This window comes from Bradyrhizobium sp. USDA 223 (assembly GCF_044909005.1).
Taxonomy (GTDB): domain Bacteria; phylum Pseudomonadota; class Alphaproteobacteria; order Rhizobiales; family Xanthobacteraceae; genus Bradyrhizobium; species Bradyrhizobium yuanmingense.
The window spans coordinates 1312364-1332266 of sequence record NZ_JBIYDR010000001.1 but is presented as its reverse complement, the minus strand read 5'-3'; the positions used below and the strand labels follow the sequence as shown (position 1 = coordinate 1332266).

General features: G+C 64.8%; 22 protein-coding genes and 1 pseudogene. 10 read left to right on the top strand and 13 right to left on the bottom strand.

What is annotated here, in order from left to right; translation table 11 throughout:
• Nucleotides 1-9 precede the first annotated feature (9 nt).
• The 5 genes from ABIA40_RS05775 to fliL form a co-directional block, all read right to left on the bottom strand.
• Entirely contained in the window at nucleotides 10-207 is a 198-nt protein-coding gene (locus ABIA40_RS05775; protein WP_404539773.1) for a hypothetical protein, read from the bottom strand.
• A 598-nt stretch (nucleotides 208-805) separates the two neighbouring features.
• Nucleotides 806-1567, bottom strand: a complete 762-nt coding sequence (locus ABIA40_RS05770) for a MotE family protein (RefSeq protein WP_036013086.1) — start codon at nucleotides 1565-1567, stop codon at nucleotides 806-808.
• 9 nt (nucleotides 1568-1576) lie between these two features.
• Nucleotides 1577-2023, bottom strand: coding sequence for a DUF6468 domain-containing protein (locus tag ABIA40_RS05765; RefSeq protein ID WP_074448249.1), 447 nt, complete (start codon nucleotides 2021-2023; stop codon nucleotides 1577-1579).
• Nucleotides 2020-3222, bottom strand: coding sequence for a flagellar motor switch protein FliM (gene fliM / locus ABIA40_RS05760; protein WP_036027916.1), 1203 nt, complete (start codon nucleotides 3220-3222; stop codon nucleotides 2020-2022). Before fliM ends, ABIA40_RS05765 begins: the two co-directional genes overlap by 4 nt.
• Before the next feature lie 19 nt (nucleotides 3223-3241).
• Nucleotides 3242-3739 (bottom strand): flagellar basal body-associated protein FliL, encoded by a 498-nt coding sequence (gene fliL / locus ABIA40_RS05755; RefSeq protein ID WP_157280803.1) that lies wholly within the window; start codon nucleotides 3737-3739, stop codon nucleotides 3242-3244.
• Between the two features lie 382 nt (nucleotides 3740-4121).
• Between fliL and flgF the strand changes: the two genes are divergently transcribed.
• Genes flgF through flgH form a run of 4 tightly spaced genes read left to right on the top strand, consistent with a single transcriptional unit; the run spans nucleotide 4122 to nucleotide 7598 of the window.
• On the top strand, nucleotides 4122-4883 hold the full coding sequence (gene flgF, locus ABIA40_RS05750; protein ID WP_128264476.1) for a flagellar basal-body rod protein FlgF: 762 nt from the start codon (nucleotides 4122-4124) through the stop codon (nucleotides 4881-4883).
• Between the two features lie 16 nt (nucleotides 4884-4899).
• The gene (gene flgG, locus ABIA40_RS05745) at nucleotides 4900-5688 is read left to right on the top strand and encodes a flagellar basal-body rod protein FlgG (protein ID WP_036013098.1); all 789 of its coding nucleotides are present in this window, start codon (nucleotides 4900-4902) and stop codon (nucleotides 5686-5688) included.
• 10 nt (nucleotides 5689-5698) lie between these two features.
• A complete protein-coding gene (flgA, locus tag ABIA40_RS05740) occupies nucleotides 5699-6829 on the top strand; it encodes a flagellar basal body P-ring formation chaperone FlgA (RefSeq protein ID WP_404539766.1) in 1131 nt (376 codons plus the stop codon).
• Between the two features lie 4 nt (nucleotides 6830-6833).
• Complete coding sequence (gene flgH / locus ABIA40_RS05735; protein ID WP_271540245.1) at nucleotides 6834-7598, top strand: flagellar basal body L-ring protein FlgH; 765 nt, start codon at nucleotides 6834-6836, stop codon at nucleotides 7596-7598.
• 134 nt (nucleotides 7599-7732) lie between these two features.
• Here the strand turns inward: flgH and ABIA40_RS05730 are convergent, their stop codons facing one another.
• From ABIA40_RS05730 to ABIA40_RS05720, 3 genes are all read right to left on the bottom strand, one after another.
• Nucleotides 7733-8899 carry a PcfJ domain-containing protein gene (locus ABIA40_RS05730; protein ID WP_404539763.1) on the bottom strand — a complete coding sequence of 389 codons (1167 nt, stop codon included), beginning with the start codon at nucleotides 8897-8899 and terminating at the stop codon, nucleotides 7733-7735.
• 322 nt (nucleotides 8900-9221) lie between these two features.
• Complete coding sequence (locus ABIA40_RS05725) at nucleotides 9222-10001, bottom strand: 2-keto-4-pentenoate hydratase (RefSeq protein WP_404539760.1); 780 nt, start codon at nucleotides 9999-10001, stop codon at nucleotides 9222-9224.
• Between the two features lie 83 nt (nucleotides 10002-10084).
• A complete protein-coding gene (locus ABIA40_RS05720; protein ID WP_404539757.1) occupies nucleotides 10085-11113 on the bottom strand; it encodes an SDR family oxidoreductase in 1029 nt (342 codons plus the stop codon).
• A gap of 15 nt (nucleotides 11114-11128) precedes the next feature.
• Here ABIA40_RS05720 and ABIA40_RS05715 point away from each other — a divergent pair.
• Nucleotides 11129-11403 (top strand): annotated as a pseudogene (locus ABIA40_RS05715) (winged helix-turn-helix transcriptional regulator); the annotation flags it as partial.
• 284 nt (nucleotides 11404-11687) lie between these two features.
• Here the strand turns inward: ABIA40_RS05715 and dksA are convergent.
• Together dksA and ABIA40_RS05705 are read right to left on the bottom strand one after the other, a co-directional pair.
• A complete protein-coding gene (dksA, locus tag ABIA40_RS05710) occupies nucleotides 11688-12053 on the bottom strand; it encodes an RNA polymerase-binding protein DksA (RefSeq protein WP_085966600.1) in 366 nt (121 codons plus the stop codon).
• Nucleotides 12054-12270: 217 nt separating this feature from the next.
• On the bottom strand, nucleotides 12271-12882 hold the full coding sequence (locus ABIA40_RS05705; RefSeq protein WP_404539754.1) for an NAD(P)-dependent oxidoreductase: 612 nt from the start codon (nucleotides 12880-12882) through the stop codon (nucleotides 12271-12273).
• A gap of 163 nt (nucleotides 12883-13045) precedes the next feature.
• On the opposite strand from ABIA40_RS05705, the gene ABIA40_RS05700 reads away from it, so the two are divergent.
• On the top strand, nucleotides 13046-13417 hold the full coding sequence (locus tag ABIA40_RS05700; RefSeq protein WP_025037390.1) for a helix-turn-helix domain-containing protein: 372 nt from the start codon (nucleotides 13046-13048) through the stop codon (nucleotides 13415-13417).
• Between the two features lie 12 nt (nucleotides 13418-13429).
• Here the strand turns inward: ABIA40_RS05700 and ABIA40_RS05695 are convergent, their stop codons facing one another.
• A complete protein-coding gene (locus ABIA40_RS05695; RefSeq protein ID WP_404539751.1) occupies nucleotides 13430-13843 on the bottom strand; it encodes a flagellar assembly protein FliX in 414 nt (137 codons plus the stop codon).
• Nucleotides 13844-14125: 282 nt separating this feature from the next.
• On the opposite strand from ABIA40_RS05695, the gene ABIA40_RS05690 reads away from it, so the two are divergent.
• From ABIA40_RS05690 to ABIA40_RS05675, 4 genes are all read left to right on the top strand, one after another.
• On the top strand, nucleotides 14126-15250 hold the full coding sequence (locus ABIA40_RS05690; protein WP_036027924.1) for a flagellar basal body P-ring protein FlgI: 1125 nt from the start codon (nucleotides 14126-14128) through the stop codon (nucleotides 15248-15250).
• Nucleotides 15250-15618 (top strand): flagellar assembly peptidoglycan hydrolase FlgJ, encoded by a 369-nt coding sequence (flgJ, locus tag ABIA40_RS05685; RefSeq protein WP_036013115.1) that lies wholly within the window; start codon nucleotides 15250-15252, stop codon nucleotides 15616-15618. Before ABIA40_RS05690 ends, flgJ begins: the two co-directional genes overlap by 1 nt.
• An 11-nt stretch (nucleotides 15619-15629) precedes the next feature.
• Nucleotides 15630-16127 (top strand): hypothetical protein, encoded by a 498-nt coding sequence (locus ABIA40_RS05680; protein WP_157280811.1) that lies wholly within the window; start codon nucleotides 15630-15632, stop codon nucleotides 16125-16127.
• 158 nt (nucleotides 16128-16285) lie between these two features.
• Nucleotides 16286-16645, top strand: coding sequence for a hypothetical protein (locus ABIA40_RS05675; protein ID WP_404539746.1), 360 nt, complete (start codon nucleotides 16286-16288; stop codon nucleotides 16643-16645).
• Nucleotides 16646-16804: 159 nt separating this feature from the next.
• On the opposite strand, the gene flaF is transcribed toward ABIA40_RS05675, so the two are convergent.
• Both flaF and ABIA40_RS05665 read right to left on the bottom strand, forming a co-directional pair.
• Nucleotides 16805-17173 (bottom strand): flagellar biosynthesis regulator FlaF, encoded by a 369-nt coding sequence (gene flaF, locus ABIA40_RS05670; protein WP_018642830.1) that lies wholly within the window; start codon nucleotides 17171-17173, stop codon nucleotides 16805-16807.
• 294 nt (nucleotides 17174-17467) lie between these two features.
• Nucleotides 17468-19762 (bottom strand): DUF1522 domain-containing protein, encoded by a 2295-nt coding sequence (locus ABIA40_RS05665; protein WP_157280812.1) that lies wholly within the window; start codon nucleotides 19760-19762, stop codon nucleotides 17468-17470.
• Between the last annotated feature and the right edge of the window lie 141 nt (nucleotides 19763-19903).

The window sequence follows — 19903 nt, the reverse complement described above, 5'->3', positions numbered from 1 at the left end:
ATGGCGTCTTCAGTGCTGCTTTCCGGCGCCATCGGGCGCCGAGGAACTCTCTTCGTCGAGACAGGATTCCTCATCGTTGCCGGCCTCGCCATCCGGCGGCGCGGCATGCTGATGGCTTAGCGCGGATGTCCATGCGGATGTCATCGCCGTTATGAGCAGCCGGTTGACGGCCTCGATGACGCGTTCTGCTGCGGACGAGTAGTTCATTGCCTCCTCCTGCGCTGCGGACTGCGAATGGGCCGGAGCGTAGGACGACGCCTTGTGCGCCACTGTACGCCACTTCACACCTGCGCGCGTCAAGTCATCGCAGTCCCGGAGGATGCCGCCTGCCCCGGCTGCATCCGCCACGGGATTCTGATTTCCACCTTGACGAGTTGCTGAGCGCGCGCTCACAACCTTCGGCTCGTTGCGGTTCGCGCGCGACTCTGAATCAGATGTGAATCTCGGCGATGCAAATCGCATTGGTTAGCTCTGGGGGTAATCAATGAGCGGAGAAGCCGGTTGCATTGTGTGTAGCAGAGCAAGAGCGGTCGTCGCGATCGTCCCGATTGCCAGAGGATATGCCCTGAAGACATATGAATGTGCCTGTTGCCACAGCACCCTGCAGCTCGTGACCCGCGTCTCAAAGGCGGCGCTGATCAAGCAGCAGGTCAATATCCTCGCCCAGATGGAGCAGCAGTTGCGCCCGCCTGTTCGCAGGGTGCAACAGGCCTTCGCGAATTAGGCGCACGAGTCATTTCGCTGGGCTTCAGTCGAACGACCGCGCGACAGCGCGCGGATTTAAAGCGCGTTTCTCCTCGAGCCCTCAATTCGGCTTTTGCGTCGGCTTGCCGTCGATCTTGGGCAATTCGCCGGCCGAGGCGGACTGATCGCCGCCGCCATTGGCGCGGCGGGCCATCTCGACGGTCAGCCGCTCGGCGGCTTCCGATGACATCAGACCCAGGATGTCCGACATCTTGCGCGGCGCGATCGCCGAGGCGATCTCGATCAGCACGCCCATTTCGAGCCGGTCGAACACCCGCGCGGCATCCTTGGGCTTCATGCCCTCGTACATGGTCACGAGGCCCTTCATGCGCTGGGCTTCGGCGGCCTTTTGCTCGGCCTGGGTCGCGGAGATGCGGGTTTCCACCGCCTTCATCTCCTCGACCTTGGTCTCGATGCGCTTCTCGGCCGACTTGAGCAGGCTTTCGCGGATGTCGATCTCGCGCTGCCGCGCCTCGATCTCCTGCCGCCGCGCCTGCAACCGTTCCAGGATCGCGCGCTCCGCGGCCGAGACCTGCGGCTGGCCCTCGTCGATCTTGACGACGGTGCCACCCTCCATCTTGGTCTCGGGCGCTGCCGGCTTGGGTGCTTCCTTCGGCGCAGGGGTCGAGCCGGTGATGTCGGGATCCTCGCGGCCGGTCGGGAAGTTCAGGTTCTCTTCCGCCCAGGATTTCTTGCCCTGGTTCGGCTTGTAGTCGAAGACGTAGCCGCCGTTGATCGCAAGGCCCGCCACCTTCAGCGTGGCGAGGCCGGCGACGGCGACCAGGACGACCGGAATGACGCGGATGTTACGAAAGGACTTCATACCCAGGCTTCATGCGGCAAGGCCGTTGGATCGTCGGCGCTCGGAGAAGGCTTCGGCGGCCGCCGCCACCGCCTTCGCGGACGACGGCTTGGGCGCGGGCGCGGCGACCGTCTCCGGATTGGTGACGGGACGCGCGGCGATCGCGATCTTGGACAGGCGCCGCACCACGTTGTCGGCCTCGCCGAGCTGCTTGTAGAGCTGATCCGACATCTGCGTCGCGGCGGCGAGCTGGCTGCCGAGGTTCTCGTTGACGTCGCGCACGGCCAGCTTCAGCCCGCCGATCGCGCGCTCGGCGATCTCGGTCGCGGTGATCAGCTCGGCGATGACGGCCTTCAGCGAATGCTCGTCCGCCTTCAGCCGCCTCAAGCGCTTGTTGAGCGTGACGCAGTAGACGATCGTCAGCATCAGCAGGATAGCCACCAGCGTCTCGATCGCCATTCCCAGGGAGTGGTTCATGGGGCCTCCATCATCTTGTTCTGCTCGTCCACCTTTTCGAACATCGCAAGTGTCGTACTTGGCTTGCGCAAGGGTTTCGTCACACGGATCGCGACGCGGTCGCCGACCCGGCCCATCCGCCCCTCGGTCAGCGTGACGTCGCCGCAACGCACGGTGACGTTGGCGTCGGCGCGCATGTCGAGCGGCAGCGTGTCGCCCACCTTGAGCCGCATCAGCTGCTTGAGCGGAATGTCGGCCTCGTAGAGCACGGCGTCGACCGCGATCTCGGCCTGCACGATCTCGGTGGCGAAGTGGCCCTCCCAGACCGGGTCGCGGCCGAACTTTTCGCCCATGAACATCTGGAGCAGGACGCCCCGGATCGGCTCGATGGTCGCGTAAGGCAGCAGCAGCTCGATGTTGCCGCCGCGGTCTTCCATGTCGATGCGCAGGCGCACCAGGATCGCGGCGTTGGCGGGACGGCTGATCGCGGCGAAACGCGGATTGGTTTCGAGCCGGTCGATCGAGAAGGTCACCGGCGACAGCGGCCGGAACGCCTGCTCGGCGTCGGCCAGCACCACCTCGACCAGCCGCTTGACCAGCTCGGTCTCGATCGTGGTGTAGGGCCGGCCCTCGATGCGCAGCTGGCTGGTGCCGCGGCGGCCGCCGAGCAGCACGTCGATCATCGAATAGATCAGGTTGGAATCGACCGTCGCCATGCCGAAGTTCTCCCACTCCTCGGCCTTGAAGACGGTGAGGACGGCGGGCAGCGGGATCGAGTTCATGTAGTCGCCGAAGCGCACCGAGGTGATGCGGTCGAGCGAGACTTCGACGTTGTCTGAGGTGAAATTGCGCAAGGAGGTCGTCATCAACCGCACCAGGCGGTCGAAGACGATTTCGAGCATCGGCAGGCGCTCGTAGGAGACCATCGCCGAATCGATGATCGCGCGAATGCCGGAATGGTCGTCGAGCGTGACGTCACCGACGGTGAAGCCGAGGAGATTGTCGATCTCCTCCTGGGACAGCACCCGCTCGCCGGAGTTCTTGCCGGTGCCGAGATCGCGGCTGCCGTCCTCGACCATGGCGGCCCATTGCAGGGCCATGGTCTCCGATAGTTCGTTCTCGGCGGCAGCCTTTGCCGCCTCGGCGGGATCCTCGCTATCGAGCGAGGCCTCCCACTGGGCGGCAATTGCATCCTGGTCGACTTGGTCGTTGCCCGCCATGATCCCTAGCCCGTCATGCTCACTGGACCACGACTTCCTTGAACAGCACGGCGCTGACCTGGATCGGGGCGACCGCCGCGTTGACGCGCTTGGTCAGCTCCTCCTTGAGGCGGAAGATGCCGGCCGAACCGTTGAGGTCGGACGGGCGCAGCTCGCGCACATAGGTCTGGAAGATGTCGGTGACGCGCGGCATCGTCGGCTTGATCGCCTCGATCTGCTTCTCTTCCTTCAGCTCCAGCACGATCTTCAACCGCAGATATTGCACGCGCTCGCCGGGCGAGCCGGCGAGGTTGACCATGAGGTCGGGAACGTCGACGAAAGCCGGCGGCTTCGGCGGCGGCGCGGCCTCGGCATGATGCTCGGCATCGCCATGACGGAAGAAGAAGAACCAGGTCGCGGCACCGCCGCCGAGCACAGCAAGCACGCCGACGACCATGATGATGAGCTTGAGCTTGTTCTTCGGCGGAGCGGCTTCCGCGCCCTCGGCGGCTGCGCCACCTTCCTCATTCTCTGCCATGGTTGCCGCGCCCGGTTATCTCTCAAAGGGGTCGAAAGAGCGAAGCCTCCTGGCAGACAATGACGCGATACGAATGCCCCAGCGCAATGCGCTCCTCTGATGCGCAAACGCTACGGTAATAATGGTTAACGGAATCTTTCGATTGGGCCGCCGCTAGGAAAAATCTGCCGGGCAAACATGGCTAACAGAACCTTTCTGCCGCCTGCTCCCGCCCCTCGAAAGGCGCCAACACATTGAAGTTACGTGATTTTCCTGATTGGCACGGCTTTCGCTGAGAGAGGCCCGAGACCTCACGGCTTGGGAGAGCCCGACGGTCTCGGTCACGGGGTCCGCCAGGCGCTTGGGAGAGCGAAATGGCAGATCCGCTCAGGGGAGATTTCCGATGCAGAACGCGCGTCTGATCGGCTTGTCACGGCAGATGACGTTGGAACGGCAGATGGATGTCATCGCCAACAACGTCGCCAATGCCAACACCAACGGCTTCAAGTCCGACCATTCGCTGTTCGAGGAATACCTGAACTCGAACGCGCGTGAGGACAATTTCATCGGCCGCGACCGCCGGGTCTCCTATGTCCAGGACCGCGGCACCTTCCGCAACATCAGCCAGGGGCCGCTGGAGCCGACCAACAATCCGCTCGACATGGCGATCAACGGCGGCGCCTATTTCGCAGTGCAGGCCAACGGCGGCGAGTTTTATACCCGCGACGGCAAGTTCTCGCTCAACAGCACCGGCCAGCTCGTCACCGCCGACGGCAATCTCGTGCTCGGCAATGCCGGCCCGATCACCTTTCAGCCGACCGACCACGACATCAACGTCGCGCCCGACGGCACCGTCACGGTGCTCGAGGGCACGGCGCGAACCGACTCGATCCGCGGCAAGATCCGCATGGTCTCGTTCGACGATCCGGCCAAGCTGACCAAGCTCGGCGCCAATCTCTATGCCGCTGGCTCGGCGAACCAGCAGCCCGACACCAAGTCCACCCTGCAGCAGGGTTATGTCGAGAAGTCGAACGTGAATGCGGTCGGCGAGATGACCCGCATGGTCGAGGTGATGCGCAGCTACGCCGCGGTTGCCAACCTGCTGCAGCAGCAGAGCGACCTCCACAAATCGGCGATCGAGAAGCTCGCCGACGTTCCGGCCTGATTGAAGGAGAACTGAGATGCAGGCGCTTCACACCGCAGCGACCGGAATGGCGGCACAGGAACTCAACGTTCAGGTGATCTCCAACAACATCGCCAACCTCCGCACCACCGGCTTCAAGAAGCAGACGGCGGCGTTCCAGGACCTGATCTACGAGCACGTCCGCCGCGTCGGCGCCCAGTCGTCGGACCAGGGCACCATCCTGCCTGTCGGCGTCGACATCGGCGGCGGCGTCAAGACCGTCGGCACGCCGCGCAGCATGACGCAAGGCACGCTGTCGCAGACCGGCAACGACCTCGATCTCGCCATCTCGGGCGAGGGCTTCTTCAAGATCCTGATGCCCGATGGCACCTTCCAGTACACCCGCGACGGCACCTTCCAGATGGACAATCAGGGCCGCGTCGTCACCGCGCAGGGCAATCCGGTGCAGCCCACTATCACCATTCCCAACAACGCCTCGGGCATCTCCGTGAGCGAGCAGGGCCAGGTCTCGGTGACGTTGCCGGGCTCAACCACCTCCTCGATCGTCGGCCAGATCGGCGTCACGCGCTTCATCAACAAGGCGGGCCTGCAGCCGGTCGGCAACAACCAGTTCACCGAGACGCCCTCGTCCGGTGCGCCGCAGGACGGCACCGCGAACACAGAAGGTTACGGCAAGCTCACGCAAGGAAGCCTCGAGCAGGCCAATGTCGACGTCGTCTCGGAGATGAGCGACCTGATCGCCGCCCAGCGCGCCTACGAGATGAACGCCAAGGTGATCAGCGCCGCCGACCAGATGATGCAATCGACCACGGCGCTGTTCCGCTGAGGTGATGACGATGATCCGCGCCACCCTCGCCGCCATCTCCACTCTTGTCGCGCTGGCTTTGCCAGCAGCGGCCGCCAACGATTTCATCGCCGCGCCGACGCTGCGCGCAAGCGTCACGGTGACCTCGGACGTGGTCCGGATCGGCGATCTCATCGACAACGCCGGATCGGCCGCGCTGATCCCGGTCTACCGCTCGCCCGATCTCGGCACCACCGGCACGCTGACGGTCGGCGAGGTGCTGTCGGTGCTGCGGGCCAAACAGGTGATCGGCGTCATGACCGGGGACATCAAGGAGGTCCAGGTCACCCGCCTCGCGCGCACGCTCGCGAGCAAGGATATCGAGAACGCCGTCGCCGCGGCGCTTGAGCGGCGCTTCGGCCTCGGAGACGCCGCCAACATCACCATCACGTTCGACCGCAGCGTCGCCGAGATGCGGCTGGACGCCTCCAACAGCGGCGGGCTGCAGCCGGTCGCAACCCGCTATGATGCCCGCAGCGGCCGTTTCGATATCGCCTTCGAGATCGCCAACGACGGCAACGCCGCGCCGACCAAGCTGCGCTTCACGGGCACCGCGATCGAGACGGTGGAGGTGGCCGTGCTGACGCGTGACATCGACCGCACCGAGTTGCTGAAATCCTCCGATCTGTCGTTGGAGCGCCGGCCGAAGGCCGAGGTCGCCGGCGAGCCGGCCTCGCGCGACCGCAGCATCGGCATGCAGCTGCGCCGAGCAACGCGCGCGGGCACGCCGATCCGCGCCGCCGACCTCGTCAAGCCCGACTTCGTGGTGCGCGATCAGGCCGTCACCATCATCTACCAGGTGCCCGGCCTCTATCTCACCACGCGCGGCAAGGCGATCGAGAGCGGCGCCGAGGGCGACACCATCAGCGTGCTCAATCTGCATTCCAAGCGCACGTTGACCGGGGTCATCACCGGCCGCGGCCAGGTGACCGTCCAGGGCGCCAGCCAGTCCGCGCCGATGGCGCCGGTGGTCGAGCAGACCTCGTCGGTCAAGCGCGACGAAGCGCCGGCGGCCGCGGCCCTGGCGCAGAGCCTGGTCCAGGCGCCCGCGTCCGCAGCCGAGATCGCCCAAGCCCGGATTCCGCAAGTTCGTCTCTCGCAAGCTCCAGCCAAGTCAGAGTAGATTCATGTCCACGTTCAGTTCGGCCTCCCGCCTTCGTCGCATCGCGATCTCTGCCCTGCTGCTGGCGACTTGCACCTTGGCGAGCGGCTGCTCCTCGATCGACCGCCTGTCGCAGATCGGTGAACAGCCGAAGCTGTCGGCCATCGACAATCCGACCGCGCAGCCCGGCTACAAGCCGGTGCAGATGCCGATGCCCAAGCCCGAGGTCGCCTCCTACAATCCGAACTCGCTGTGGCGCAACGGCAGCCGCGCCTTCTTCAAGGACCAGCGCGCCCGCCAGGTAGGCGATCTCCTGACCGTGACCGTGAACATCACCGACAAGGCCAACATCGAGAACGACACCTCGCGCAGCCGCTCCAACAAGGAAGATTCGGGAATCACCAACTTCATTGGCGCCCAAACCATCACCCAGGCCAACAAGATCCTGCCGGGCCGCGTCCTGACCGCCGACTCGACCTCGTCGAGCGAGGGCAAGGGCAGCGTCGACCGCAAGGAAGCCCTGCAGACCAACGTCGCCGCAGTGGTGACGCAGGTGCTGCCGAACGGCAACCTGGTCGTCGAAGGCAAGCAGGAGATCCGCGTCAACTTCGAAATCCGCGAGCTGATCGTCGCCGGCATCGTCCGCCCCGAAGACATCCAGAGCGACAACACCATCGACTCCACCAAGATCGCCCAGGCCCGCATCGCCTATGGCGGCCGCGGCCAGATCACCGACGTGCAGCAGCCGCGCTACGGCCAGCAGGTCATGGACGTGCTGCTGCCCTTCTAAGCCCCTTCAAGAGCTCCCACATCGTGCTCGCGAACTAAAGGCGCGAACGACGATGTACGACGCGGCCCTCGCTAGCTCCCCTGGCGAGGGCCGCATGTATTTTGCCTGCGCCGCCGAAACGGCGCAGGCTTCTCTCACAGCAGCATGATCCCGCGTGCTTGCGCCCATCGCTGGAGGATCTTGTACTCCTCGGCAAGCGGCGGGCGGTTCGCAAACCCGCGAACCTGAACCGCCCTGGAACGGGTATCAAGCTCGATGGTCAGCAGCCGCTGGACGTCACCCGAGGCACGGCGACGGAGCGACCAGATCGAGGCATGCCCGGCAATGCACTTCGTCGCGTAAGTGGCGACGCAGTGACGCATGCTGCGCGTCTCAGCCACGAGATCGGCTGCCGTCCTCAACTGGACCACAACATATTCTTCGCGCTTGGCCCGGTCCTTGGACGACTTGGTCCATGACCAGTCCGCGATCGCTGCACCGAGCCAACGGTCCTCGCTCTGCTCGGGGCCTGCTGCCAGCCCCCGCGCACGGTTTCGCGCCGCCTCGGCGCGACGGCGTGCGGCCTCGATACGAGCAATCGCATCAAGATCGCGATGCCATTCGCGCATCTGCCGCCCAAGGGAGACCAGAGAACGCCCCTTGAGGGTGTACTCGGGATCTCGCCGGTGGCAATCGGCGAGGTAATCATGGAAGTCATCCATGTCCTCGACCGTGGTGGGATGCGCGCAGAAGAAGCGCACCACCTCGCGCCAGAAGCGATGCTGAGCGCGCTGCGTCTGCGTGATCCTGGTGCGCGCGATCCGCATCGCAACAGCGGGATCGGTCGCATAGGAACGCGCAATCGCCTGCCAGATCGCAGCTTCGAAGCCGACCTTCCCGAACGGATTGAGGAAGGCATGGACCTCCTTGCGAGACAGCCATTCGGCCGCACCGGCAGCGTAGAGCGAACCGCCGCCGGCCGCCGCGATGTACCAGCGCTTGCGCAAGTGGATCTCGTCGGCGCCCAGTCCCGCGCCGTCGATCCAGATCTGCTCCAGATGTTCGGCAACGGGATAGCGCGCAAAGAGATAGCGAGCCGCGGCAAGACGAAGACGCGCGGCATCGCGAGTCTTCATTCGCGGCTGCCAGGCCTCGGCATCGCGCACGATGTCTGCCTCGAAGCCACGCCTGGCCTCTTTGATCGCGTTCTCGAAATCCGGTGGAGGACGTGTCCGCTGCGACACATGCCGCAGCGACAGCTCGTAGGCTTCAACCCGCGTGCGCTCGGCCTCCCGCCGGCGCTGAATCAATGACTGTGCCATTGTCGTTCAACATGATTGGATGACTGTCAGCCGGACGCACTGAGAGCGTCGGCACGGAATGTGTCGATCGCCACAACGTACGCACGGCTGGTCTCCTCATTGTTGAACACGCAGGTTGAATGGGACGGGGCTCATAGACCCGATCGCCAGTGGGCGCAAGATGTCTCTGCTGATGGAGCCAGAAGCTGAACATCACGAGCGAAGCTCGCGACATTTTGGCAACGCAGCGACGTCACACGCCGTCATTGCGACGCGCAGCGACTAGCCCGCCGAAGCCTTGGCTGCTCACAATGACGGAGAGTGCCGATGTGCCCCTGCCCCCTCACGTAAACTCCGCCTCCACCACGCCGAGCCCGTCCAGCTCCATCCGCACCTTGTCGCCGGCCTTCAGCCACAGCGTCTTCACCAGGCTGCCGGTGAGCACGAGCTGCCCCGCGTGCAGCCCCTTGTCCTCGGCGGCGAGATGGTTGGCGAGCCAGGCGAGTGCGTTATGGGGATGGCCGAGCACGTCGGCGCCGGTGCCGTGGCTGACCTCCTCGCCGTTGACGATGGCGCGGCCTTTGACCGCCTTCAGGTCCGGCACCGACGAGCGCGGGACCGATGGGCCCAGCACGCAGCCAGCGGCGAAGAAATCGTCGGCGATCAAGGTCGGCGCGCCCATCGTCTCCCATTTCACGTAGCGATCGTCGACGATCTCGATCGCGGGATGATAGGACTCGACCGCCTCGCCGACCCATTCGGCCGTGAACGGCGCCTCGCCGGCGGCAAGGTCCCGCTTCAGCCGCACCGCGATCTCGCATTCGACCCCGACCCGGACATAATTGGAGGCGGCGAGCTTGGCGCCGCTCTCATGGACGCCCTTCTGGAACACGCCGCCGCCGCAGGGGTGCGGGATGCCGATATAGTCCTGCATCACTTGGCTGGTGCAGCCGATCTTGTAGCCGACGAGCGGCCCGACATGCGGCAGCAGCAGATCGTGCAGGGCGCGCTGGACCTGATAACCCTCGGCTTCGTCCGCAGGAGGCCGCTCCAGCGCCGCGAGCGGGGCATGGTTGCGGCGCGCCAGCGCGATCGCCTTTGCGGCTTGGAGAATCTTGTCCATCGGCGCCGCCTCCCACGCTACGCAGTCGCAGGGCGGCACTTCAGCATCCCCGCTCCGGCCTGACAAGCGCGAGTGGCATGCCCTCACCCCTTGACGAGGCCGAGCCGGATCAGGCCCTCGGCGGTCGCAAGGATCGCCTCCTCGTTGGAGCGGGCCTGCCAGCCGAGCAGCGAGCGCGCCTTGGCGCTGGTGGAATGCCTGACCTTTCCGAGCATCGGCACGACCGCACGCAGCAGCGGAATCTGGCGCGCGGCCAGCCGCACCAGCCAGTCCGGCGCTTGAAGCCGCGGAACCCGGCGCGCCCGGGGCCCGAGTTCCCGCCGCAGCACGCGGGCGATGTCGAGGATCGACATCGTCTCGCCGGCGACCGCGATGAAACGCTCGTTCTTCGCCTCCGGCGCAGTCATCGCCCGCAGGTGCAGCTCCGCGACGTCGCGGACGTCGACCACGCCGAGATAGACCCGCGGCACGGCCGGCATGGCGCCGTCGAGCAGCGATCTGACGATCTCGATCGAGCCGGAAAAGTCCGGTCCCAGCACGGGCCCGAAAATGCCGGCGGGGTTGATCACCGACAGCTCCAGCCCATCCCCCTCGCGCGCGACGAAATCCCAAGCCGCCCGCTCGGCCAGCGTCTTGGACTTGACGTAGGGTTGGCCGTCGACACCAGCGAGATTGGTCCATTCGGTCTCGTCGAACGGCTTGTCGCGCGGCGGATGACCGTAGCCGATCGCGCCCAGCGACGAGGTGACGACGACCCTCCTGACGCCGGCCGCGCGCGCGGCCCGGAGCACCCGGAGCGTTCCGTCGCGGGCCGGGATGATCATCTCGTTCTCGTCCGTCGGGACGGTGGTCGAGAGCGGGGACGCCACGTGGAGAACGTAGTCGCAGCCCGCGACCGCCGCCGCCCAGCCGTCGTCCCGGGTCAGATCGGCGGTGACGAAGGCCACGCTCTCGGGCGTCGCCGCCCCGCCCTCGCGCAGCATGGCGAGCACATCGGCCTGGCGCTCCGGCCGGCGCACCGTCGTCCGCACGGCATGGCCGGCGGCCAGAAGTTGCAGGACGACATGGATGCCGACGAAGCCAGACCCGCCGGTGACCAGAACAGTGCTCATGACCCGCTTTCCCTCAGGCTGGAGATCCTGTTTGCGCTGATGAACGGCGCGGTTCGTTTCGGCGCCTTGCGGCGTTCGATCGGCGGCATCACCCAGCACATGCTGACCACGCAGCTGCGCGAGCTCGAGCAGGACGGCCTTGTGTCGCGCACTGTCTTCGCGGAAAAGCCGTTGAGGGTCGAGTACGAGTTGACCGATGCGGCCTACGCCTGTTGCCGGCGTTTAAGGAAATATTGAGCTGGTCCGGGCTTTATGGGAATGCCCGTCTCGAGACGTCGCAGCAGGCCTGATTGCAGCGATGCTTGATGCAGCTGGATCAGCGTCTCAACTTCAGAGTCGATCTCGTTGATGCGACTCGCAAAATCTCCCGCACCTGAAGTGAAGGCTGTTTCTCATCCGAACTCACGTGAGCTCGGAGCAATCCAGTCTAGCCCGTTGATCGCGATTCACTTTTCGCGATCGCGCCGTCGCGATGGTGGGCGCGACGGCAAGCGACGGGCAATATACCGAGCACGGCGCGAAACGGCGCGCCTTGCGTCCAAAAACAAAGAGCCGCATCTCTGCGGCTCGGACCTTATTCGTCGCGATAGACCTTCTCGCGTTTCTCGTGGCGCTCCTGCGCTTCCACCGAGAGCGTCGCGATGGGCCGGGCCTCGAGCCGCTTCAACGAGATCGGCTCGCCGGTTTCCTCGCAATAGCCGTAGGTATTGTCCTCGATACGCTGGAGCGCGGCGTCGATCTTGGCGATCAATTTGCGCTGGCGGTCGCGGGCGCGGAGCTCGATGGCACGGTCGGTTTCGGACGAGGCCCGATCGGCGAGATCGGGGTGGTTCACGTTCTCCTCCTGCAGGGCTTGCAGGGTGAGCTTGGACTCTTTGAGGATCTCATCCTTCCAGGCGAGGAGCTTCAAACGGAAGTACTCCTTCTGCCGGTCGTTCATGAAAGGCTCTTTGTCGGTCGGTCGGTAGTTTTTCAACTTTTCCAAGGGAGGCCTATCTTCTAAAGCAACGACTCGCTGACGGACCGGGGTCCGTTGAGCCGGGCCTTATATAGTGGCCTCCCGTGACAGACAATATTTCCCTCGCCGCCCGGTCCGCGCCCCCAAGCCCTTGCACAGGAAGGTTTATCCTTACGGGCTCGGAGGCGGCTTGCGGACCTTAATAGCCGACCGTGAAGCGCTGCTTCAGGTGGGCCGGCTTTTCGATCTCGTCGGCGAGCGCAATGGCGTAGTCGGCGAAGGTGATCCAGCTCTTGCCGTTCGCATCTGCGAGAAGCTGGTCGGTCCCGAGCCGGAACTTGCCGGTGCGCTCCCCCTCCTCGAACAGCGCCGAGGGCGAGATGAAGGTCCAGTTCAGGTCCTTTTCCTGCCGCAGCAGGTCCAGGAAGGCCGAGCCCGCCTCCGCTTCGGCCTTGTATTGGGCCGGAAAATTGGGAGTCGTGACCAGCTTCACGCCCGGGGCAACCTCGAGGCTCCCGGCGCCGCCCACCACGAGGTAGCGACCGACCTTGGAGTCCTTCGCCGCACCGATCAGCTTGAGCGGATCACTGGCCAGGAAGTGCACGGAACTCACGGCGACGTCGTGACCGGCCCACAGCTTGGCGAGGCCCGCTTGGTCGAGCACATCCCCCTTGGTTGGCGTGACGTTCGGCAGGGCCGCAATCTTTTCCGGGTTCCGGGCGATGGCCGTGACCGTGTGGCCGCGGCGGGACAACTCCTTGGTGATCTCGGACCCTGCCCGGCCCGAGGCGCCGGCGACTGCGATTTTCATGGAAGGCTCCTTTGCTTCTATGGTAACTGACAGAGACTAGATATCGCAAAGAATGCTGGTGTTAAGAGAGCACTTTGTGCTTACCTGATTACGCTGAGGTAACTGATCGCGTACAACCGGCACGCGGATGCCAAGCAACGGTATGGATTTCCGAGAACTGACGATGAAACCCGACGTCTACGCAGCGAACTGCCCCACCCGCCAGATCCTCGATCGCGTCGGCGACAAATGGGCGGTGCTGATCCTCTTGCTCCTGCGCGAGGAGCCGATGCGCTTCAATCAGCTGCGCCGCACGATTGAAGGCATCTCGCAGAAGATGCTGAGCCAGGTGCTCAAGTCGCTCGAACGCGACGGCCTGATCAGGCGCCGCGCCATCGCGACCGTGCCAGTGACGGTGGAATATTCGATCACCCAGCTCGGCCTGACGCTGGCGGCGGCTGTGGATCCGTTACGCGATTGGGCTGAGCAGAACCTGAAAGACGTGCTCGCCGCCCAGCGCCGCTATGATGCGCAGTTGAAGGAGGAAGCGGCGTAAGAGCCTCCGTGACTACGCCTGCCCGGCCTTCGCCAGCTCGACCTCGACCCGCAGCTCGATCTCGGAGAGCACCGCATCGAGGCCGGCATCGCCCGAGGACGATTTCAGGTTGGCCGCCGCATCACGCAGCCGCATCACGGTCGAGGCGTCGAAATTGCCGGACAACAGGCCCATCTTGAGATCGTCGAGCACGTCCAGCGCAGTCCTGCCGCGGGCGACCGAGCGCTTGCGGCGCTCGACCGGATCCTCCTCGACACCCTGCAACGCCAGCAGCGCATCGATGTTGGCGGCCGCCTTCGGTGCGGCAGCGCTCCGCGTCTCCTGCGCCGATGAGGTGTCGGGCAGAACGAAGCTGCCGGAGCCCGTCCGCTTGGCCTGGCTGGCCGGTGTGCCAAGCGTCGTACCGTTCGGTCCGTAGATGCGCATCGGAAAGAATCCGGGTGATCGATGCCTCACCTTCGCTGTCTTATGGTTAACGGTGCGTAAACGGCCCGGCAAAATCTGCCGACAGGCGGCAGTTTCGCTCCCCAGGGCGAACGAGTGCTGACAGCGGTCGCAACAGATTTATTCAAGCTATTCAGCCACCTACCTCGCCGTCGGGCGTTGGCACAGCGCTCGCAAGGAAAGCGCCGGACCAGCTCGTCATGGGAGTGTCGTGCAAGTCCTGTCCGATTTGGGAGCCTCTTCTAGGGGTCTTGGGGAGCAGAGATGCCAGGCGTTCGTTGGGTGAGGATTGTTGGGTTGGCCTGCGCCGCGCTGTCGGCGCTGGCGCTGTCGGTCACCTCCGCGGCGGCGACCTCGCGCATCAAGGACCTCGCCAATATCGAGGGCGTGCGGCAGAACCAGCTCATCGGTTATGGCCTCGTCGTCGGCCTCAACGGCACCGGCGACACGCTCAACAACATCCCCTTCACCAAGCAGTCGCTGCAGGCGATGCTCGAACGCATGGGCGTCAACATCCGCGGCGCCACGATCCGCACCGGCAACGTCGCCGCCGTCATGGTCACGGGCAACCTGCCGGCCTTCGCCACCCAGGGCACGCGCATGGACGTCACCGTGTCCGCGCTCGGCGACGCCAAGAACCTCCAGGGCGGCACCCTGCTGGTCACCCCCCTGCTCGGCGCCGACGGCAACGTCTATGCGGTGGCGCAGGGCTCGCTCGCGATCTCCGGCTTCCAGGCCGAGGGCGAGGCCGCCAAGATCGTGCGGGGCGTCCCGACGGTGGGACGCATCGCCAACGGCGCCATCATCGAGCGCGAGATCGAGTTCGCGCTCAACCGGCTGCCGAACGTCCGCCTGGCGCTGCGCAATCCCGACTTCACCACCGCCAAGCGCATCGCGGCCGCAATCAACGACTATCTCGGCGTCAAGACCGCCGAACCGATCGATCCCTCGACGGTGCAGCTGTCGATTCCGCCCGAGTTCAAGGGCAACGTCGTCGCTTTCCTCACCGAGATCGAGCAGCTCCAGGTCGACCCTGATCTCGCCGCCAAGATCGTCATCGACGAACGCAGCGGCATCATCGTGATGGGCCGCGACGTCCGCGTCGCCACCGTCGCGGTGGCGCAGGGCAACCTCACGGTCACCATCTCCGAGAGCCCGCAGGTGAGCCAGCCCAATCCGCTGTCACGCGGCCGCACCGTGGTCGCGCCGCGCAGCAGCGTCACCGTCACCGAGGACGGCAAGAAGCTGGCGCTCGTCAAGGACGGCGTCTCGCTCCAGCAGCTCGTCGACGGCCTCAACGGCCTTGGCATCGGCCCCCGCGACATGATCAGCATCCTCCAGGCGATCAAGGCCGCCGGCGCCATCGAAGCCGACATTGAGGTGATGTGATGCAGACCAGCGCGATCAACACCCCTCGCCTCGCCACCAGTTCGGCCTTCTCGGTCGAGAGCCGGAACGGCCGGCCGGACTTCGAGCTCGCCGCCGCGCTGCAAAAGGTCTCGCCGCAGCAACAGGCCAAGGCGCAGAAGACCGCCACCGACTTCGAGGCAATGTTCCTCAACAGCATGTTCGCGCAGATGACCTCGGGCCTGAAAGGCGAAGGCCCGTTCGGCGACACGCCCGGCACCGGCGTATGGCGCTCGATGCTGACCGAGCAATATTCCAAGAACTTCGCCCAGGCCGGCGGCGTCGGCATCGCCAGCGACGTCTACCGTACCCTCATCCTGCAGCAGGCGAAAACGATCCGCACGGCATAAGGTCAAACGAGATGAACCATTTCAACGCCTCACGTCAGCCGATGCAGGCCCAGCGCCCGGGCAGCGCGCCCGTCAGCAGCGAGGCGCGCAAGCTCGCCGAAGACCTGATGGACGCGATGAGCGCGCTGCTCGGATTGATCGAGCGAGAGACCGAGCTCGTCCGCGCCGGCAAGGTCCGCGAGGCGATGACACTCGAGGGCAAGAAGCAGGAATTGTCGCGCAGCTACGTCAGCGCAGTCGGCCAGCTGAAGGCAAACCAGGACCAGCTCGCGAAGTCCGCGCCGGAGCTGCTCTCGACGCTGCATCGCCACCACGATGCGTTCCGCGCGATGCTCCAGGTCAATCTCACCGTGCTCGCGACCGCGCACGCGGTTTCCGAAAGCGTCGTGCGCGGCGTCAACGCCGAGATCCAGAAGCGCAACGTGCCGAACACCTATACCGCCGCAGGGCGCAGCGCGGCGCCAGGTCCGCGCCATATCACGCCGCTTGCGGTCAGCCGCTCGCTCTGAGCAGCACAAGAACAACCGACGATTTTAAGAAAAACCGCGCGGCGATGGCGTCGCGCGGTTAGGCACGTTTCCTTACCAGGTGTTCAGTCCTGGTGTTCCATGCTTGCGTGATTAGAGGGGTTGGGATTTGACTCACGTAAGGCAACCAGGAGGCTGCCATGAGTACAGATTTCAGCATCAGGCCGGTGGGGATCCCGGCCCCCGTGCAGTTCGTACCGACGTCGAATTCGGCGGCGAACGAGGCTGTGCAAACTGATCTTCCGGTGAGGCAAACGGTCGCCGCGAGCGATACGAGCGCGCCGGTGCGCAATGATTTGCCGAACCACGAGAACATTTCGCGCCAGGTCGTGTTCGACCAGGCGGCCGCGTCCTTCGTCTTTCAGGTCGTCAACGACAAGACCGACACGGTGGTCAACCAGTTCCCTGACGAGGCGATGCTTCGCCGGCGTGCCTATTTCCACGCACTGGACATGAAGTCCGAGCCCTCGCGTCCGCTCAGCACGGATCTCAGCGCCTAACGATCACGCGATCGATGCCGATGTTTCTGCTCTGCGCCTGGCCGTCATCGGTCAGCGCGGAGTTCGCGTGCCGAGGCAAGACCACTGGCCGTGATCAGCTCCTGCCGACATTTGCGAGTTTCGCCGATGTGCTCGTGATGGCGACCATCACGAATTCCGTCACGGCCGTCCGGACAGCCCTGCCGCGATATTGCGGTTGATCTCGATCAGCGGACGGAAGTGATCGAACTGCGGGCTCATCTGCAGCGCGGCGGTCTGGCTCAGCACGAACACGCTGATGTTGGCGATCTTCTGTCGAACGTCGATCGGCTGCGGATTGCTGTCGCGCATCGCCTCGCTCAGGAAGATTGTCCAGAGCTTGCGGTTGAACATCAGGGCCTGCATGGTCTGCTCGCTGAGCGGATCGGCGTTGTTCACCGCGTCCTGGAGCTTGTTGGCGGCCTTGAGCAGAGTCTGCGCCTCGATGTCGCGAGGAGATGCGGTGGTGGTTGCAACACGCGCATAAGCCGAGGCAGCGGAATTCGACATCAATCACACCCTGGAGGTTACCTAGCACGTTGTACGCGCTTAAGGATTTCTTTCCCAACCCTAGGCAGCACCGCTTAAGATTTGCTTACGTATCGTGCTTGGAAGTACTCCGCAGAATTACGGGGCACGGAGTCCTTCGTCAGCGCAACGCTAGATCCACGCACGCACGATGTAAACTCGCCTGGCGTGATGCGCGTCGATCTCGGCTAATCTCGTCTTAGCGATCTTCCTCAAAAGAACGGCGGAGCATCAGCTCCGCCGCGTAATCTCGAATAGCGAAGTTGCGCTGCGGAATTAGCGGAGCAGCTGCAGCACGCTCTGTTGCGACTGGTTGGCCAGCGACAGCGCGGAGACCGCGATCGACTGGCGCGTCGACAGCGCCTGGCTGTTCGCCGCTTCCTCGTTGGTGTCGGCGAGCGTCAGGTTGGCTGAGCCGGTCTGCAACACGTTGATCAGGTTCTTGGAGAAGTCCTGACGCACCTGCACGATCGACAGGTTCGAACCGAGCGTGGAGCCTTGCGAACGCAACGTGCTCGAGGCCGCGTTCAGGCTGGCCAGCACCCTGTTGGTGGCACCGTTGTCGATGAAATCGACGCCGTTGACCAGATTGCTGAGACCGAGGCCCGCCGCATTGAACACCACGCCGTTGATGCTCAGCGTGGAGCTGCCGGTCTCGTTGAAGACCAGCTTCAGCGTGTCGCCATTGAGCAGGTTGACGCCGTTGAAGGAGGAGTCCTGCGAGGTCGTGTCGATCTGGGCCAGAATGTTGTTGAACTGGTTGACCAGGTTGGAGCGCGCGGTCTGCGCCACGGGATCCTGGACCGGCGGCTGCGCGGTGGTGAAGGCGAGAACGCCGGTGATCGTGCCGCCGACCGCGCCGCCCGCGATCGTCGAGCCGAGCGTCGAAGAGGCGTATTCATTGACGGTGGTCACCGTGAGCACGCCGTTGGCATCGATCGTGGCCGTCAAGTGATTGGCCTGAAGCTGCGCGTTGAGTTGGTCAAGTGTCTTGACGGTGCCGTTGGTGCCGTCGCCGAAGGTGACGTTGACAGGCGTGCCGCCGTTGAAGGAGGTGAAGGTCAGGGTCTTGCCGCTGATGCCGCCGACGCCCGAAGTGCGCGCCGCGGTGAAGGCCGTCGCCGTTCCCGTGTTGCCGCTGAGGCCGAAGGCGCTGAGCGCATTGCCGGTGCCGGTGATCGACAGGTCGGCATTGATGCCGGTCGAGAGCGCAAGCTGACCGCTGCTGTTGACCGACGACGGGATCTGGCCCGCAGTGGTCGAGATGGTTGCCGCGCCGTTGAAGATGCTGGCGGTCTTGACGCCGGTGGCGAGGTCGACCGCGTTAAGCAAATCGGTCAGCGTCGCGCTCTGGATGTAGACCGTCGAGTTACCGTTGCCGTCTGTGACGACGTTGCCGCTGACGCCATAGCCGGTGGCCACGCTCGCTGTCGATTGCGGCGTCTGCGCGTTCTTGAACGTGATGGTCTTGCCGCCGATGTTCAGCGTCGAGCCGTCCTGGACCAGGGTGCCGAGCGAACCCGCGGTGGTCGAGCGGTTCGCGGTCACGTTCGCATTGCCCGCACCGGTCGCGGAGGTCAGGCCGAGCGCCTTGAGGAAGTCTGCCTTTCCGGTCACGCTGAGATCGGCGCCGGTCGAACTCTTCAGCGTCACCGCGCCGCCGCCCGATATCGACGATGCCACCTGAAGCGTGCCGACAGGGCCGGCCGAGCCGCTGACAGCGAATGTGGCCGCGCCTGCGCTGATGGTTGCGGTCTTGACGCCGCTGGCGAGGTCGATGGCGGTGAGGACGTCGTTGACGGTCGCTAGGGGCGCGGCAGCCGTTCCCTGATAAATGATCGAATTGCCGTTGCCATCGGTGGCGATGTGCCCGCTGGCGTCGAGGCCCCAGCCGGTCGGCTGGGTGCTCGGAGCAGCGCCGGTGCGGAAGGTGATGGTCTTGCCGTTCACCGTGATGGTGTCGCCGTCCGCGGGCGGCGTGCCGAAGGTGGTCGATGCCGTTGTGCCGACCAGCGTCGCCGTGCCGGACAGCGCGGTGGTGCCGTCGGCCGCGAGCGCGGCCGTACCTGTGAAGGTGCCGGCGCTCGAACCGAGCGAGGCGCCGAGTGCGGCAGTTCCCGTGACCGGGGTCACGCCGCCAGCCGCGCCGGTATAGAGCACGTTGCTCTTCGCGGTCGCGCTCGCATACGAGGTCGTGCCGCGCAGGTCGGCCGGGGTCGCGCCGGGAATCGTGGTGGAGACGTTCGACTTGGTGGAATAGCCGACCGTGGTCTGCAGCGCCTGGTTGGCGATCGACTTGGCGCTGTCGATCAGTTTCTGCAGCGAGGTGATGCCTGTGTTGGCCGCCTGCAACACCTGGACGCCGTTATTGATGCCGTCGAGCAGGTTGCTGATGTCGCTCGCCCGGTTGTCCAGCCCCTGCGCCGTGAAGAAGTTGGTGGGATTGTCGAGCGCCGTGTTGACCTTCTTGCCGGTCGACAGCCGCTCCTGCGTCGTGGCCAGCAAGTCGGCCGTCGACTGCAGCGACAACAGGTTCTGGCGAACTGACGCCGAGAGAACGATGTTGGACATTGGCGAGTCTTCCTCTTGAACCAGATACGAATCGGCCGCGCGGACTGGAAAGCCGGCCTTTTGTCCAGTTTTAGAAGGTGTCCTTTAAAGTATGGTTAACGGCGGTTTAAGGGATAGGGTTAACCGCCGATGAACGCCCCT

Excerpts from the sequence above, each read along its gene's own strand:
- ABIA40_RS05775 (WP_404539773.1), bottom strand. The coding sequence starts at position 207 with ATGAACTACTCGTCCGCAGCAGAACGCGTCATCGAGGCCGTCAACCGG.
- ABIA40_RS05770 (WP_036013086.1), bottom strand. The coding sequence starts at position 1,567 with ATGAAGTCCTTTCGTAACATCCGCGTCATTCCGGTCGTCCTGGTCGCC.
- ABIA40_RS05765 (WP_074448249.1), bottom strand. The coding sequence starts at position 2,023 with ATGAACCACTCCCTGGGAATGGCGATCGAGACGCTGGTGGCTATCCTG.
- fliM (WP_036027916.1), bottom strand. The coding sequence starts at position 3,222 with ATGGCGGGCAACGACCAAGTCGACCAGGATGCAATTGCCGCCCAGTGG.
- fliL (WP_157280803.1), bottom strand. The coding sequence starts at position 3,739 with ATGGCAGAGAATGAGGAAGGTGGCGCAGCCGCCGAGGGCGCGGAAGCC.
- flgF (WP_128264476.1), top strand. The coding sequence starts at position 4,122 with ATGCAGAACGCGCGTCTGATCGGCTTGTCACGGCAGATGACGTTGGAA.
- flgG (WP_036013098.1), top strand. The coding sequence starts at position 4,900 with ATGCAGGCGCTTCACACCGCAGCGACCGGAATGGCGGCACAGGAACTC.
- flgA (WP_404539766.1), top strand. The coding sequence starts at position 5,699 with ATGATCCGCGCCACCCTCGCCGCCATCTCCACTCTTGTCGCGCTGGCT.
- flgH (WP_271540245.1), top strand. The coding sequence starts at position 6,834 with ATGTCCACGTTCAGTTCGGCCTCCCGCCTTCGTCGCATCGCGATCTCT.
- ABIA40_RS05730 (WP_404539763.1), bottom strand. The coding sequence starts at position 8,899 with ATGGCACAGTCATTGATTCAGCGCCGGCGGGAGGCCGAGCGCACGCGG.
- ABIA40_RS05725 (WP_404539760.1), bottom strand. The coding sequence starts at position 10,001 with ATGGACAAGATTCTCCAAGCCGCAAAGGCGATCGCGCTGGCGCGCCGC.
- ABIA40_RS05720 (WP_404539757.1), bottom strand. The coding sequence starts at position 11,113 with ATGAGCACTGTTCTGGTCACCGGCGGGTCTGGCTTCGTCGGCATCCAT.
- dksA (WP_085966600.1), bottom strand. The coding sequence starts at position 12,053 with ATGAACGACCGGCAGAAGGAGTACTTCCGTTTGAAGCTCCTCGCCTGG.
- ABIA40_RS05705 (WP_404539754.1), bottom strand. The coding sequence starts at position 12,882 with ATGAAAATCGCAGTCGCCGGCGCCTCGGGCCGGGCAGGGTCCGAGATC.
- ABIA40_RS05700 (WP_025037390.1), top strand. The coding sequence starts at position 13,046 with ATGAAACCCGACGTCTACGCAGCGAACTGCCCCACCCGCCAGATCCTC.
- ABIA40_RS05695 (WP_404539751.1), bottom strand. The coding sequence starts at position 13,843 with ATGCGCATCTACGGACCGAACGGTACGACGCTTGGCACACCGGCCAGC.
- ABIA40_RS05690 (WP_036027924.1), top strand. The coding sequence starts at position 14,126 with ATGCCAGGCGTTCGTTGGGTGAGGATTGTTGGGTTGGCCTGCGCCGCG.
- flgJ (WP_036013115.1), top strand. The coding sequence starts at position 15,250 with ATGCAGACCAGCGCGATCAACACCCCTCGCCTCGCCACCAGTTCGGCC.
- ABIA40_RS05680 (WP_157280811.1), top strand. The coding sequence starts at position 15,630 with ATGAACCATTTCAACGCCTCACGTCAGCCGATGCAGGCCCAGCGCCCG.
- ABIA40_RS05675 (WP_404539746.1), top strand. The coding sequence starts at position 16,286 with ATGAGTACAGATTTCAGCATCAGGCCGGTGGGGATCCCGGCCCCCGTG.
- flaF (WP_018642830.1), bottom strand. The coding sequence starts at position 17,173 with ATGTCGAATTCCGCTGCCTCGGCTTATGCGCGTGTTGCAACCACCACC.
- ABIA40_RS05665 (WP_157280812.1), bottom strand. The coding sequence starts at position 19,762 with ATGTCCAACATCGTTCTCTCGGCGTCAGTTCGCCAGAACCTGTTGTCG.